Annotated in this window: 14 protein-coding genes; 8 read left to right on the plus strand and 6 right to left on the minus strand. The window is 61.4% G+C overall.

Annotated features, from left to right (window positions below):
* Positions 1-20 precede the first annotated feature (20 nt).
* Positions 21-611, plus strand: a complete 591-nt coding sequence (locus AC07FD_RS00450) for a nitrogen fixation protein NifQ (RefSeq protein ID WP_095082052.1) — start codon at positions 21-23, stop codon at positions 609-611.
* A gap of 20 nt (positions 612-631) precedes the next feature.
* Here AC07FD_RS00450 and rpoN read toward each other — a convergent pair whose 3' ends face one another.
* Both rpoN and AC07FD_RS00460 read right to left on the minus strand, forming a co-directional pair.
* Positions 632-2119: an RNA polymerase factor sigma-54 gene (rpoN, locus tag AC07FD_RS00455; protein ID WP_478348202.1), complete on the minus strand. Its 1488-nt coding sequence runs from the start codon at positions 2117-2119 to the stop codon at positions 632-634.
* Between the two features lie 151 nt (positions 2120-2270).
* Positions 2271-2804, minus strand: coding sequence for a peroxiredoxin (locus tag AC07FD_RS00460; protein WP_095082048.1), 534 nt, complete (start codon positions 2802-2804; stop codon positions 2271-2273).
* A 1239-nt stretch (positions 2805-4043) separates the two neighbouring features.
* Between AC07FD_RS00460 and AC07FD_RS00465 the strand changes: the two genes are divergently transcribed.
* From AC07FD_RS00465 to AC07FD_RS00495, 7 genes are all read left to right on the plus strand, one after another.
* Positions 4044-5261 carry a cytochrome P450 gene (locus AC07FD_RS00465; RefSeq protein ID WP_478348203.1) on the plus strand — a complete coding sequence of 406 codons (1218 nt, stop codon included), beginning with the start codon at positions 4044-4046 and terminating at the stop codon, positions 5259-5261.
* A 44-nt stretch (positions 5262-5305) separates the two neighbouring features.
* Complete coding sequence (locus AC07FD_RS00470; RefSeq protein ID WP_378921966.1) at positions 5306-5551, plus strand: ferredoxin; 246 nt, start codon at positions 5306-5308, stop codon at positions 5549-5551.
* A 171-nt stretch (positions 5552-5722) separates the two neighbouring features.
* A complete protein-coding gene (locus AC07FD_RS00475) occupies positions 5723-6262 on the plus strand; it encodes a nuclear transport factor 2 family protein (protein WP_095082042.1) in 540 nt (179 codons plus the stop codon).
* Between the two features lie 211 nt (positions 6263-6473).
* A complete protein-coding gene (locus AC07FD_RS00480; protein WP_095082040.1) occupies positions 6474-8075 on the plus strand; it encodes an SDR family oxidoreductase in 1602 nt (533 codons plus the stop codon).
* Positions 8076-8376: 301 nt separating this feature from the next.
* Positions 8377-9459 (plus strand): LLM class flavin-dependent oxidoreductase, encoded by a 1083-nt coding sequence (locus AC07FD_RS00485; protein ID WP_379100505.1) that lies wholly within the window; start codon positions 8377-8379, stop codon positions 9457-9459.
* Between the two features lie 301 nt (positions 9460-9760).
* Positions 9761-10213 carry a (2Fe-2S)-binding protein gene (locus tag AC07FD_RS00490; RefSeq protein ID WP_095082034.1) on the plus strand — a complete coding sequence of 151 codons (453 nt, stop codon included), beginning with the start codon at positions 9761-9763 and terminating at the stop codon, positions 10211-10213.
* Positions 10214-10225: 12 nt separating this feature from the next.
* Positions 10226-12379, plus strand: coding sequence for a xanthine dehydrogenase family protein molybdopterin-binding subunit (locus AC07FD_RS00495; RefSeq protein ID WP_378921961.1), 2154 nt, complete (start codon positions 10226-10228; stop codon positions 12377-12379).
* A 372-nt stretch (positions 12380-12751) separates the two neighbouring features.
* Here the strand turns inward: AC07FD_RS00495 and AC07FD_RS00500 are convergent, their stop codons facing one another.
* The 4 genes from AC07FD_RS00500 to AC07FD_RS00515 form a co-directional block, all read right to left on the minus strand.
* Positions 12752-12961: a hypothetical protein gene (locus AC07FD_RS00500; protein WP_167392001.1), complete on the minus strand. Its 210-nt coding sequence runs from the start codon at positions 12959-12961 to the stop codon at positions 12752-12754.
* Complete coding sequence (locus tag AC07FD_RS00505) at positions 12951-14252, minus strand: TIGR02679 family protein (protein WP_379100459.1); 1302 nt, start codon at positions 14250-14252, stop codon at positions 12951-12953. Before AC07FD_RS00505 ends, AC07FD_RS00500 begins: the two co-directional genes overlap by 11 nt.
* Entirely contained in the window at positions 14249-14776 is a 528-nt protein-coding gene (locus AC07FD_RS00510; RefSeq protein WP_478348204.1) for an SbcC/MukB-like Walker B domain-containing protein, read from the minus strand. Before AC07FD_RS00510 ends, AC07FD_RS00505 begins: the two co-directional genes overlap by 4 nt.
* 81 nt (positions 14777-14857) lie before the next feature.
* On the minus strand, positions 14858-15197 hold a 340-nt coding region (locus tag AC07FD_RS00515; RefSeq protein ID WP_478348205.1), incomplete at its 5' end, for an IS66 family transposase.

Below are 15197 nucleotides of genomic sequence, written 5' to 3' on the forward strand. Positions count from 1 at the left end.
CAGACTGGGAGAACGGCACCATGTTTGCCCATCACCACGGTTGCCGCGGCACTGGCCAATGGCCGTGGGCTGAGATAGGCACGGGGTTCGACCAGCATGTGCTTGCCTGCATCTTCGCGCGGGCGCTCAAGGAGGTTGAGGCCGGCGGCACGACGGCCACCGAGGCAACCGGCCTTTCGCGCGCCGAGTTGCAGGATGTCCTGGCCCGCGATTTCCCCGCAACTGCTATCAACACTTTCGCCTTGGAAGAGGCGAGCGACCCCGAGCCGAGCCTGGAGGAAGAACTTCTGCGCGATCTCTTGCTCGCGCATGCCCGGCCAGGAGACCCGTCGGGCGCCCGTTTCGCCAAGATCATCGCACGGCGTGCCATGCGCAACGACCATCTCTGGCAAGACCTTGGCCTTTTCAATCGTGCCGAGCTCAGCCGCTTGCTTGCCACGCATTTTCCGCGGCTGGCGTCCGGAAACACCCAAAACATGAAATGGAAAAAGTACTTTTACCGCAAGCTCTGCGAGGCCGAAGGCTTTTCGCTGTGCACCGCGCCCAGTTGCGGACAATGCAATGATTTCGAAAATTGTTTCGGCGCTGAGGAAGGCGAAAGCCGCGGATAAGGCCCGGGATCGATTTCCGTTTAGGGAGCGCTACCGTCATGGGTACGAGGCGGCAAGGGTTTATCGCCATTAAGCGATAAGCGCTTTTCCCGCCGCCGCTGCACGGAGGAGGGGATGTTCATCGCTTCGCGATATTTTGTGACTGTGCGTCGCGCGACGTCGACACCGGTTTCCTTGAGCCGGAGAACGATGTCCTCGTCAGAAAGTACGTCTTTGGGCGATTCCAGCGCGATGATCGCCTTGATCCGGTGACGAACCGCCTCGGCGGAGTGCGCGTCGCCGCCTTGCGAGGAGGCGATCGGGACAGTAAAAAAATACTTCAGTTCGAACACGCCGCGCGGCGTAAGCATGTATTTGTTCGACGTCACTCGACTTACCGTCGACTCATGCAGTTTGATCGCGTCAGCGACAGTCTTCAGAGTGAGAGGCCGCAGGTGATCGACGCCATGTTCCAAGAAGCCATCCTGCTGGCGGACGATTTCAGCCGCAACCTTCAGGATCGTCTTGGCGCGCTGATCGAGGCTTCTGATTAGCCAGTTCGCGCTTTCGAGGCACTCGTTGAGAAATGCTTGATCTTTCGAACCTTTGGCGGTCAGGCGTGAGACTTCGGCGAAATAGGTCTGATTAATCAACACTTTGGGCAGCGTCTCTGGATCAAGTTCTATATGCCATCCACCTCCGGGCGAGGGCATGACCCAGACGTCGGGTATGATGGATTGGGGCTCTCCGGATTGGAATCGGTTTCCAGGCTTGGGGTCGAGCGCACGGATTTCATGCAACATCTCGAGCAGGTCGTCCTCATCAACGCCGCAACGCTGCTTCAAGGTCTGAAAATCACGTCGCGCAAGCTTGTCAAGATTGGCAACCAAAGCTGCCATCGCGGGGTCGAACCGGTCTCGCTGGCGCAACTGTATTTCCAGGCATTCGCTGAGAGTTCTCGCAAAAATCCCGGGTGGATCAAACTGTTGCAAGGTTCCGAGAACCCGTTCCACATCAGCCTCCCGGATGTTTAGGCTGCCGGCCAGATCCGAGAGGTCTACCCGGAGGTAGCCAGTGTCTTCCAGATCAGCTGCAAGCAGGCCAGCAATCAGCCGCTCCTGCGGTGTAAATGCGGTGAGGGCGATCTGACGAGCGACATGGTCATGCAAGGTTTCGGTGAGGGCGACAAATTCCTCGGGGGCAGGGCGACTTCCCGTCGCATCGTTCGTCGTGTTGCGCTGTGATTTCCGTTGCCCGACCCGATCCGGGGAACCGGCCCTGAGCGGACCGTCGACGTTGTTGTTGCCTGCGCCGACCTGCGGATCCCTCTCCGAATTCGAGGAAGCGTCGCCGACAGGCCCCTCGTCGTCCGACGCTGTTTCCAACAGCGGGTTCTTCTCGAGTTCCCGCTCCACGTACTGATGCAGTTCGGCATGCGCCAGTTGCAGCAAGCGTATCGACTCAATGAGTTGAGGCGATGCCACCATGGATTGCTGCTGGCGCTGAAGCAGGCTTGCTGTGGGTTGCATGGTTAGCGCGAATCCTCTCGAGGGAACCCTTGGGCATTGAAACGTCGACCCCTCTAAAGCGCATCGCGGCTGGAGGGCCTCAGGCGAGGCGCTTTAGAGTCTTGTGTCTTTGCATGTCCCCGCTGCGCACTTTGGGCGACATGCACAAGGTTCATGCGGCGGCCTTCAGCGTTTCAAGAACGTTCTGCGGGGACGAGACGCCATAGGGGTCGGTCTCGCAGTTGTCCGAGAAGCCTTCCTCCTCGAACCACTTCTCCACCACGCCATTCTCGATCAGGGCCGCGTAGCGCCAGGAGCGCATGCCGAAGCCCAGATTGTCCTTGGCGACCAGCATACCCATCTTGCGCGTGAACTCGCCTTTGCCGTCCGGGATAAGCTCGACCTTCTCCAGTCCCAAGGACTTCGCCCACGCATTCATGACGAAGGCGTCGTTGACGGAGACGCAGTAGACGGCGTTAATCCCCTCCTTCTGAAACTCGTCATAGAGCTCTTCGAAATTGGGCAGTTGGTAGGTCGAGCAGGTCGGGGTGAAGGCACCAGGAAGCGAGAACAGGATGACGCGCTTGCCGCTGAAATAGTCGTCGGATGTCTTGTCTTCCCAGCGGTATGGATTTGGCCCCTCGATCGACTTGTCGCGAACACGCGTGCGAAAGGTGACGAAGGGAACCTTCTTTTTAACGGTCATCTATGTTTCTCCTCTAATTGAAGGGTGGCGCATTGTTTCTCGGTTGGCTGACGCGACACCGGGCTAGGGCTGGCTCGCCGATCATTCGGTCTATCGGTTGCGTGTTGGCTATTCGTCTCGCCGGCGCTCACACGCCGAGCAGGGCTGGCAAACCGCGATTGGGCGAGCGCCATGCCTTGGCCTGTCGGCCTCGAAGCACTCATGTGCAAAGTAGCCACCGACCATCGATGTCTGGAGGGGACGGCGTCCCGATGTGGGCCCGGAATCGGTACGATCTCCTGGGGCGCTTGTATGGAGCTTCGCGTCTCAGCCATGGTTCGTTGTTGCCTTCTTGGTGCCTTGATGGGCTCTAACGACAAAGAGCAAGCGCCATGCCAACCCCTCGAAGGCAGTGAATCTGACGAGTTTTGCGAAGACCTTTTTGGGCTTGTGCGGGAGCGCCGTGCGTAGCCGACAGGCGCGGAACAATCGACTGGTCACCCGGATCGGGCAAGACTGCAGTATCGTTGGATAATCGGCAGTTCTGCGCCGGTTCGGGAAAGACCAACCGTTTCCGGACAGCCGGACCGATGCCTTACCGTACACCAGCGGGGACTGCAGCGACCGCGCGAGTCTATTTCTCTATTGTGTTCCTGCATGCGCGGCGTTCTGCGAAGACACCTGTCAGCATCTAAGATCGCGCGCTGTTGCTATTCCCTACCCGCATCGAAGAGGTCTTTGCCGCCCTCCAGCTCTAGCTAGTGCCCAAGGGCCGGGACGCGCGGGCTCGCGTCGCGGTGATCGAGATATCTTCATTTGCGCTGCCGTGCGTGTCTGACCGCACATGTTCTTGTGTCCGAAGTCGGACAAGAATGTAGCAAGGCGACCAAGGGTCGCCAAGCCCGCAACGCGGTGCAAGCGGTGCAACGCAAACGGTACGCTAATCGGCACGCAACTTGCTCCGATGATCTTGTCAGAGTGGTCATCAGCAGGGCTTCGCAGCTCAGCGGGGTTTGACCAGTCTGTCAGCTAAACGCGAGTAGGCGGCTGAGGTGCTTTATGGACCAAGGACGACGTGGACACCCTGCCTGCATGCGTTCGCAACCAATCTCATCCGCGCTTGCGCGCAGGCGCTGCATCGCGAAACGGAAATCTCGAGGCACTGAGCCGGGACGTGCAACATGCTGCTGATCGACCTTATGACCAGCCGTGCGATCTCGACCGAGCGGAAGAACGCCTGACGTTTCAGGAGAAGTCAAAATGGCCCCCAACCCAGTTCCAGATCATGTCCCGCCCGAAATGGTGAGGGACTTCAGTCTGTTCACGTCGCCTGGCATGCTGCCGACGCCCAATGGGGATCCGCACGCAGCGGTCGCTTGCGTTCACGAAGGACCGCCGATCTTTTATTCTCCCTACAATACGCGCGATGGCCAGGGCACCTGGGTCATCACTCGCGCCAAAGATCAGCGCCGGGTGCTGCAGGATGCCGAAACCTTTTCCAGCCATCGCAGCATCTTCGCCTCCGCGCTGGGCGAAAACTGGCCGATGATCCCACTTGAACTCGATCCGCCGGCCCATGGCGTGTTCCGCTCACTACTTAGTCCGCTGCTTTCGCCCAAGCGGGTGCTGGTGCTGGAACCGGCTGTTCGCGAACGAGCGATCGCGCTGATCCAGAGGATCGTCGCATCCGGCACAAGCTGCGACGTCATGAAGGATTTTGCCGTTCCTTTCACGGTCAGCATCTTTCTTAGCTTTCTTGGGCTACCCGATCACCGACTCGATACATTCGTGGCCTGGGGCAAAGATCTGCTGCACGGCGACGATGAGAAAAGACAGGTGGCAGCCCGCACAATTGTGGCGTTCATCGACGAACTTGCAGCCGTTCGCCGTAAGGAACCGGCCGACGATTTCATGACCTTTGTCGTTCAGGCCAAGGTCGAGGGCCGACCGCTGACCCATGAGCAAGTCCGTGGCGTGGGCGTGCTTCTGTTCGTCGCGGGGGCTGACACAGTTGCAGCAGCCTTAGGCTTTGACCTCGCCTATCTGGCGCGCAACCTCAAAGAGCAGGAATGGCTGCGCAGCGAACCGGACCGGATCGCGCCCGCGGCCGAAGAATTGCTGCGCGCCTATCCAACGGTGCAGATCATCCGCGTGGCGAAGAAAGATATCGACTTCGAGGGCGCGCCCATCCGCAAGGGGGATTATGTTTCCTGTGCCACGATGATCGCCAATCGTGACCCGACGGAATTCGAACGCCCCAACACGATCGATCTGGCGAGACAGGAAAATCGTCACGCCGCGTTCGGCTACGGTCCCCACCGCTGCCTCGGCTCAAACCTTGCCCGGCGGGAGATTGTCATTGGTCTGGAGGAGTGGCTGTCGCGCATCCCGGCCTTTCGGATCAAGGAAAGTACGGCGCCCATCGCCCATGGCGGCCATTTGTTCGGAATCGAAAATCTGATCCTGGACTGGTCCTGAGCAAAGCCGCCCCGAGACGCGGCGCAGACAATGGAGACAGCACCATGCGCATCATCGTCCATACTGCCAAATGCCAGGGTCACGCGCGCTGCTGGGCGCAAGCGCCCGGCATCTTTAAGCTTGACGATGAAGGCTCCATCCTGCCCGGTGACATCGAGGTTGCGGAGGCGGAGCAACTGCTTGCGTTACGAGCCGCGAGGTCCTGCCCAGAACGTGCGCTGGAAGTCGACCACGCTCCGGCTGCGCAGGTCGAACTGGACGCCGTCCAACCGACAGCCCGGCAAGTTTAGATGCGCGGAGCGATGGGACCGCACACTGGAAAAGGCTGGCGCGGCCTGTCCCACCGCTGTCCGCGTGCAACCGCGCAAGGGGCATATCTGCGACATCGAGGTGCTCCACTGCCCAAACGCCAGCAGGGTGGCGAAACGCCTCTTCCAATCTCAGGATTCGCAACAGAGCCGATGGACCAGGAAAAAATAATCGAACTCACCGACCGTGAGGCAATCCGCGACTGCCTCTACCGGTACTGCCGCGGGATAGACCGCGCCGATGAGGCGGCGCTGCGCAGTTCGTACTGGCCCGATGCGCAAGACAATCACGGGGCCTATTGCGGCTCGGCCGACGGCTTCATTCGGTTTGCGCTCGCGGTGTTCGAGACCGGACCGCGCAATATCCATCAGATCGCGAACATCCTGATCGAATTCACTAGTCGGGCAGAGGCCACGGTCGAGAGCTATTTTACTGCCCTGCAACGGGGACCGGACAACGACGGAGAAATACGCCAGACGCTGCTGTGCGGCCGTTACTGCGATCTGTTTCAGAAGAGGGAAGGTCAGTGGCGGATTGCGGAACGGACGGTCGTCTACGATTGGTGCGAGGAGCAGACCCCACCAGCGGTTGCCGAGGCAGAACGGTTCGGCCCGCGGCGGCCGATTGGAGCACCGTATCCGCACGATCCGGTCTATGCGCTCGGAAAGCGTGGCGTCCATGTTGCCGTCTGAGATTTCGAACCGGAGATCCGCATCAGCAGTGGGGACAACCTTGCAATGCCATAGCCATCCCGGCGAAAGCCCGCCCCGTGAAAATACCGCTGCCGGAAAGCACGACGTCTATCTGGGCCGCAACTGGCCGTCATCGGGACGTGACCCGGCCGGTTGTACCACCCAACGTTGATGGGCTGAGATCACTGAGGGCTGTCGCGGAGAAGTGCGCATGAAGCAGGCAGGACGCATCGTCATCATTACAGGCGCCGCCGGCGGCATCGGTCGTGCCTTGGTCGATCTTCTTGCGCGCGAGGGAGAGACTGTTGTTGCGGTGGACCTTCCGGGCAGCGGCGTGGTTGAACTTGCCCGTAGCCTCGGCTGCCCGCATCTCGGCCTCGAATGCGATGTCTCGCGAGAGGGGGATGTCCTCGCCCTCTATGGCCGGATCGAAGCACAGTTCGGGCAGATCGGCGTTCTCATCAATAACGCCGCGGTTGGACCCGCCATGGCTGCGACTGTCGACACCGGTGTCGATGCCTTCCGGCGCGACCTGGCAGTAAACTTGATAGGGCCGTTCGTCATGGCTCGCGAAGCGGCAAGGCGCATGAGGCCGGGCGGTGTCATCGTCAACTTAGCTTCCATGGCGGGCGTGGTCGGCAACCCCAAGCGCAACGCCTACGCAGCCTCGAAAGCGGGCTTGATCTCGTTGACGAAGTCGCTTGCATGCGAATGGGCTCCTCGCGGCATCCGCGTGACGGCTGTCGCGCCGGGCTACGTGCGCACGCCGATGGTCGCGGAACTGGAACGCGCAGGCAAGATCGACCTTGCGGCGGTGCGTCGCCGCGTGCCTATGGGACGCTTGGCGCGCCCGGTCGAGATCGCCCTCGCCGTGCGTTTTCTAATCAGCAGGGAGGCGCGCTACATCACGGGATCGGTGCTGGCGGTCGACGGCGGTTGGATGTCATTCAACCAGCCAGGGGATGCGCATGCACCGGTGGATGGGACGCCTCCAGCCGAACTCTCCTGTCCGGCCGAACGCACCGACGCGCGAATCGTGCTCGTCACCGGGGGCGCCAATGGCATAGGCGCGGCCGTCGTTCGCCGCTTTGCCTCGAACGGTGACACCGTCGTGATTGCCGATAGAGATCGCGATGCGGCGACGGTGCTCGCTGCATCGCTCGACAGCAAGAACCTGGCGAAATCCGTGGATGTGGCCGTCGAAAGCGAAGTGGTGGCGCTGTTCGAGGAGCTGCGGGCACGCTTCGGGCGCGTCGATGTCCTTGTAAACGGTGCTGCCGTCGCCGACACTTTTGCGGCGGGTATCGAACAAATCCCGGCAGATATTGAACACGTCCTTGGTGTAAACCTTACCGGCGCCTTCACCTGCGCGCGCGAGGCGATCAAGGCGATGGGCGCTGGCGGCGTGATCCTCAACCTCGGATCGATCAACAGCTTTCTCCCTGTCGCGCCGCGCCATGCTTACGGCGCCTCGAAGGCCGGGATGGACATGCTGACCCGATGCATGGCGGCCGAACTCGGGCCGGTCGGCATTCGGACAGTAACCGTCGCTCCTGGCTACATCCGCACGCCTGGCGTTGCCCAGTTGGCCAAGGCTGGCCGCATCGACTCCAAAGCGATCGGACGACGCATACCGATGGGCAGGATGGGGCGGCCGGAAGACATCGCACACGCGGCGTTTTTCCTTGCTTCGTCCGACGCCTCATACATCAACGGCTCGGTCCTCTATGTGGACGGCGGCTGGACCTCGTTCGGTGATGCGGGAAACGCCAGCGAACTCTATGACGAATGTTTTGCGGAGGTCGGGCATTGATTGTCGATCATTCGCCAGGCAACGCGCTGCGGCTCATCGAAGCCGAGGGCGTCCAAGCCTTCACGCCCATTCAGCGCGTCGCGCCCGCGACGCTGTCTGCGATCGAAGATGTCATCGCCGCCGAACCGGTCGATGCAGTCCCAACCGCTCCAGGCGCGCCTGCCGCCGCCCACTGGCAAGCGGGTTGGCGCAAGACTACGCCGCCGACAAGGGCTTGGATCAACCGCGGCCAACGCCTTGTTTGCACATTTCGAGCGACCGTTATCGGCCAAACCCCCCCTCTGCAGACAAAGGAAACACCATGGAATTCGCGACCTTCATCCTGGCCGCCCAGCGCGGCTATCATCAATCATCCGACAGCGTCATCCGCAACTCAATCGAACAGGTCGTCCTTTCGGAACAGGCTGGCTTCGACACCACCTGGTTCGCCGAACACCACTTCAACAATTACAGCCTGATCCCCTCGCCCTTGATGATGGTGGCGCACTGCGCCGGCTTGACGGACACCATTCGCCTCGGCACCGCCGTCTGCGTGCTCCCCCTCTATCAACCCCAGCGCCTGCTTTCCGAGATCGGCTTCGCCGATATCGTTGCGAGCGGTCGTCTCGAACTCGGCGTCGGCCTGGGATACCAGCAGTTCGAGTTCGAGCGTTTCGGCGTGAATATCGATGAGGCGCCGGCGGTCTTTTCGGAATATCTGGACATCCTTCTGAAGGGCCTCAACCAAAAAATCTTCGAGCACGACGGCCGGTATGAGAAGATACCGCCGACGGCGATTTCGGTGCGCACCGTCCAGAAGCCGACTCCGCCGATCTGGATCGCTGGCGGGTCCGAGAGGATGGCCCGGGCCTATCGTGAGGGACATAATTTTTTTGTCACAGCATTCCACAACGGCTTGGAGACTTTGAGCACTCTGCGCGATTCGATCGAGAAGGCGGCGGCTTCCGAGGGCAAGAATGTCACGGACGCCAAGATATCGTTGCTGCGCTGCTGCTACGCCAGCGACGACGAAGCGGAGATCGACTGTTACCTCGACAATGCCCGCTTCCAGCGCCGGTTGTCTGAAGCACTGCATCAGCGCCGCCAGCAGAGCCAGGACGGCTATCTGCTGGAGGAAACGCCGACGCAGCAGGATCTGTCGTTCAAGACCATGCGCGAGAACCTGCCGATCGGCAGCGTCAATCGCGTGATTGATCGGCTGTTGGAGGAGATGGGGGTCTTGAAACCGGACCAGATCGCAATTCAGACTCAGTTGGGGGATTTCGATCAAAAGACGATGCTACGCCAGATCGAGCTCTGGGGAGACAAGATCATCCCGGCGGTCAACAAGTCGCTCGGCCCCTCGGAAGCTGGCAGCTTGCAAGTTCGCAACGACTTGAATTGAATTGCTGCCATTGGCTTGCCCTGGCCGGCATCGGGCAGCACTGCCCAACGGCGGACACCGCTGGCCGCCATGCATTTGCACATTACGAGCATCTTCAGCACCGTCGAAGGTCCATCGGAACGCCTCACAGCCATCATGCACCACAACCCAAATTGGCGGACACCCATCCGCATGTGCGATTCAGCAGCGAGAGCGTGCTGCAAGGCTCCAAAACCAATTAGAAGACAACCACGATCGAGCGGTCACCGCTGTCCCGTCAGCTTACTGAAAATTCAAACCCTACTCTCCACACGAGGCCCGTATGACGACCAACATCAAGATCAACGGTACTGTTCACACGGTCGATGCCGATGGTGATACCCCATTGCTGTGGGTCTTGCGCGATGTCCTCGGCATGACCGGTACCAAGTTCGGATGCGGTGCCGGTTTATGCGGTGCTTGCACGGTGCATCTCGACGGACAGGCTGTGCGCGCCTGTCAGACCCCGATCGACAGCGTCGGGGAGAGTTCCATCACAACAATCGAGGCCATAGGCGAGACGCCGCAGGGTAAAGCGCTCCAGCAGTCCTGGATCGATCTCGACGTGCCGCAATGCGGCTATTGCCAGTCCGGCCAGATCATGTCGGCTGCCGCTCTCCTTGCAGCCACACCGAAGCCCACCGACGCTGATATCGACGCTGCGATGTCCGGCAATGTCTGCCGCTGCGGCACCTATCAGCGCATTCGTGCTGCCATCCATCGTGCGACCGCTTGAGGATAGAGGCTAATGTTCGACAGGTCGCTCCGTCTAAACCGCCGCAACTTTCTCGCTGCCGGGGGAGGTCTCGTAGTCGCGCTTTCTCTGCCGTCGTCGCCTCGAAGGGCTGCGGCTCAAGCATCACCAGGCTTCGCGCCGAATGCCTTCATTCGTATCGATCGCCAGGGCATCGTCACGATGGTGATGCCCATGGCCGAGATGGGGCAGGGGATCCACACCGCGCACGCCATGCTGCTCGCAGAGGAGCTTGACGTCGGCCTTGATCAGGTTCGCCTCGAACTGTCGCCCGCGAGCGACGCGCTATACGGCAATCCTCTGTTTGGGCCTCAGAGCACCGGCGGGTCGACTTCGATCCGCGCTTTCTGGATGCCGCTGCGCCAGGCAGGCGCGGTTGCCCGCACTCTCTTGCTAGAAGCCGCGGCCCAAAAATGGGGCGTCGATCCCAAGACCTGTCGCGCCGAGAGCGGCTCGGTTTTCGAAACATCTGGATCCCGCCATCTCGCCTATGGCCAGCTTGTCGATGCCGCAGGCACCCTGCCGGCACCCGCACCCGAAAGCGTAGCCCTCAAGGATCGGAAGGACTTCAAAATCATCGGCAAGCCTCACAGGCGGCTCGACACACCCGGGAAGGTCAATGGAACAACTGTCTTCGGGATCGACACTAAAATTCCCGGGATGAAGATCGCCGCAATCGCCATCTCGCCGGTATTTGGCGGCAAACCGAAATCGGTCGACGAAAAAGCGGCTCTGGCTGTCAGAGGTGTCCATCAGGTCGTCCTGACCGATCAGGCTGTGGCGGTTGTCGCCGACCATATGGGCGCTGCCAAGAAAGGCCTCGATGCGGCTGCGATCCAGTGGGACGAGGGGCCGAACGCCACTGTCAACAGTGCCGACATCATCCGCCAGCTCAAGGAGGCTTCGAAGACACCCGGAGCTGTAGCGCGCAGTGAAGGTGACGTCGAGAAAGCGCTGGCTGGTGCGACCCGGCGCTTGGAAGCTGTCTATCAGTTGCCGTTCCTCGCGCACGCGACCATGGAGCCGATGAATTGCACCGTGCATGTGAAGAAGGATGCTTGCGACGTCTGGGTCGGTACGCAAGTGCCCACCATGGCGCAGACGACCGCAGCGCAGCTCACCGGCTTGCCTGTCGAAGCCGTCACCATCCACAATCATCTGATCGGCGGCGGCTTCGGCCGTCGGTTGGAGGTGGACGGCATTGAGCATGCCGTTAAGGTGGCGCAGCAGGTGGACGGGCCAGTCAAAGTTATCTGGAGCCGCGAGGAAGACATCCAGCACGACATGTATCGGCCTTACTATTATGACCGGCTGTCGGCCGGGCTTGACGCATCTGGCAAGCTGGTTGCCTGGACTCACCGCGTTTCCGGATCGTCGGTGACGGCGCGTTATTTTCCTGCTGGCATGCAGAATGGTGTCGATCCGGACGGCGTCGAGGGAGCGGATCAACCGCCTTATGCATTTCCTGCCATTCATGTTGAATTCAAGAGGGTCGAGCCGCCGGCCGTTCCCACCGCCTGGTGGCGTGGCGTTGGTGCGACCCATAATATCTTCGTGGTCGAAAGCTTCATCGATGAGCTGGCAGCGGCGGCGAAGGCTGATCCTGTCGAGTTTCGCAAGGCCTTGCTCAGCCACAATCCGCGTGCGCTTGGCGTGCTGACGCTGGCCACGCAGAAGGCGGGTTGGGGAGCACCGATGCCCCAGAGGCAGGGTCGGGGCGTTTCGGTGCAATTCGCCTTCGGCACATACATGGCGACCGTGGCGGAGGTCGAGGTGGGCACCGACGGCACGGTCAAGGTTCATCGGCTCGTCTGTGCGGTCGATTGCGGGCTGCAGGTCAATCCCGACACGATTGCGGCTCAAATGGAAGGCGGTTGCATCTTCGGCCTGACGGCTGCCTCGCACGGCGCCATCACGCTGAAGGACGGGCGGGTGGAGCAGGGCAATTTCGACACTTATCTTCCGATGCGAATGGATGAAGTGCCCGTAGTGGAGACACACTTCGTCAACAGTGCCGAAGCGCCTGGGGGGATGGGCGAGGCTGGAACCGCGGCGGTATTTCCAGCCCTAACGAATGCGATCTTCGCGGCGACGGGCAAGCGCATCCGCACGCTGCCCGTAGACACCAAACTCCTCAAATCTATCTGACCGCTTTCAGGGTATAGGGTCAATTGGAGAAGCTCTGCGGGTCGAGATCCCAGGCAACCTTGGCCTCCAGCGCCTTCTGCCGCTTCTTCATCGTCTCGAGATTGTGCCGCTGCCACACCCCGCGCACCCCGGAGGCGAGACCGAGTGGCCGCGTTTCCTCGCCAGCCTTATGGCATGCGGATCTGACCTAAGACCAGCAGCTCCAGCGACAATTCGAGAATGATCGTCTCCACCTCCGGAGCGTCGGTGGGCAGCAGCGGCTTTCTTGCGCGTCATCTCCTGCAGAGTCAGCTCCCGCCCGTCTCCTACGCTGTCGTACGAATAACCCATCATCTTGCAGGTTTGGCTGACATTGCCGGGCTGTTTGGCGAGCTACAACAGCCCCACCTTGGCGCGGATGATCTTTTGGTCCTTGGTCATTTCGGAATCTTTCACGCCGAGGCCGGGCGCTGCGAACCCTGACCACTCCGCGCCCGGCCTCGGCTCTCGGTTCAGCTTTATGACACCGTCTGTCAGATTAAGTCTAAACTTTTGCCCTTTGCGATGGGCTATGAGGATATAGAAATCAGGTTTATCGATCATCAAGATCCTGCAATAACGAGGCAGCCAGGGCCTCCTCGGCGATGGCCACGCGATGCTGAAGCATGGCCAGCGTCAGCGCTCCGTCCCATGCTGCTTCGACCGCCTTTCCTCCAAGCGGGTGGGCCAGGCTCGGAGCTGTTCGCACGGCGGCTATATAGTCGACGGCGCCAAAGCGCCATGGCTCGGCACCATGTTCGCGCATGATGTGGTTGCCGATGCGCAATCCGGGCCAGTCAAAATCGCCGTGATAGTAGAGGCGCGCGCCCGCCTGCGCGAGTTGGGCCAGAAGGCATCGTTGGGCAGCCGCTGGCATACCATCGGTGCAGACCAGCGGGGCGCAGCCAGCTCCCCATCGGTCAGCGGCGATGGCGAGCAGGTTGGGATTTTCGCACACGTAGACGTTACGGCCCGTTGCATCCCATCGGGGCGGCGAGCGCAGCAGCGATCGCAGCGATGCATAGGCTGGCTCTCCCAAGCGCCAACGATCGCTTTCTGTCCCGCTTGTCGGCAGGTTCAGGGACAGGGCAGGGCGTGCCAGCTCATTGACCAGAACCCCTGCTCTGGCCCACGTCTCGCGGACTCGCTCCGCACCGCCGGCCGGGATCAGATCGATGTCCTCGCTCGATTTCCGTATCGTCTTGCCATCTTCGTTGGCAACGGGTGCGGCCGGGTCATCAGCGGGCGTGGCGGTCTGGCGCCAGACTGCCAACACGAGTGTCGCGACCCCGCGGCCGTTGTCAAGCGCATGGGCATCGCCCAGAACGTCCGCAGCCAATTGCGAACGCGTGATGCCTTTCGCCGGCAGATACCGCAGCACCTCTTCGGCGCGTCGGCAAAGCTCCGCTGCAGCGATCGCATCCCGCCGAGCGATCCGCTTGAGCAGGCCGATGCCCTCCGGTGTCAGCAGCAAGCTGGCCAAGCCGGAATGCCTGCAACCCTCGATTACACCGGACCACACTGTTTGCAGATGGAGGCGCATCCCGGCGAGATGAACGATGGGGCCGTCGAGCTTTTCCAACGCATCGCGCAGGGACGTGGCGATGCCGGAGTGCAGCAGGTCGGCATCGACCTGGCGGACGTTGATTTGTAGGGACTTGGAGCGGCGCTGCGGGCGACCGAGCAGCGAGGCCAGTGTTGCGTGTTCTTCCGCGCTAAGCCCGGCGACGCGAATAGGATCGACAGTGCCGCCGAGCGGAGCGCGCTCGAAGCGTTGGCGCAGCCGCTTGCGCAGCAAGGCGAGGTGCTCACCGCCGAGCAGGCGTTGAAGTCGCGGGTCGGCCTGGTCGTTCATGCTGGCGCAAATCGGCGATCGGGATCGGCCTCGGACGTCTTTTCCCGGCCGTCCCAGCTCCATCGCGACACGAACACGGCGTCGATACCTTCGCGCCGCTGCAACTGGCAGATGGCGACGCCCGGCAGTTCAGCATAACACGCCCACTCGCGCTCGCTGGTGATGACGAAGTCCAGATCGAACTCGCGGATCAGACCCATGCAATGCGCGCGTGCTGTGTCATCGATGCCGGCGAAGGCTTCGTCGAGCAGCATCAACCGCGGGGCTAGGACGTGGCTGCCCTGGCTGTAGAAGCTGGCGACCGCAGCAAACAGCGGCACCGTCAGACCGAGCGCCCGCTCGCCGCTCGAGGCGGGTCCGGAAAGCTTGCGCCAATGTCCCTCCTGCCAGCGTTCGACGCGGAAGCGGTGCCAGTGGCGATAATCCAGGGCGCGGGCCAGCTGGTCGAGCAAGGTCCCGTCGCTGTCTTTTCCACCGCTGGAATCAGCGCGCTCCCGCTCGGCGGAGATGCGCTGTTGCAGCATCGCACCGACGACGCTCCGGTCGCCTGACGGTAACCGGGGCAAAACCGGTGGCGTTTGAGCGGGTCGATCTGCTGTTGGGGTTCACTGAGCGGCGACGAGAACGGGAAGCGGTAGGATCTTGCTGCCAGGGATGCCGAGGCGATCGCCGAGATAATCCCAGAAGCTGACACCGAGCTTGTTGCAGGTCTTCATCATGCTGAGCATGGTGTCGCGGGCAGCACGGCCCTTGTCACTGTGGGTTCCGCCGCTGATCTTGCGGCGGGTCACCACGCTGCGGATATCGTTCTCCGAGCCGTTGGTGTGGAGCGGAATGTCCGGGCGTCGGAGGATCCTCAGGAAGCTTTGGCGGTCGGTCCGGATGCGCGCGAGTAGACGGTCGAGGGTCACGAACCTGGTCTTCATGCCGACGATCCGGTCGAAC

Source organism: Mesorhizobium waitakense, from assembly GCF_056431085.1.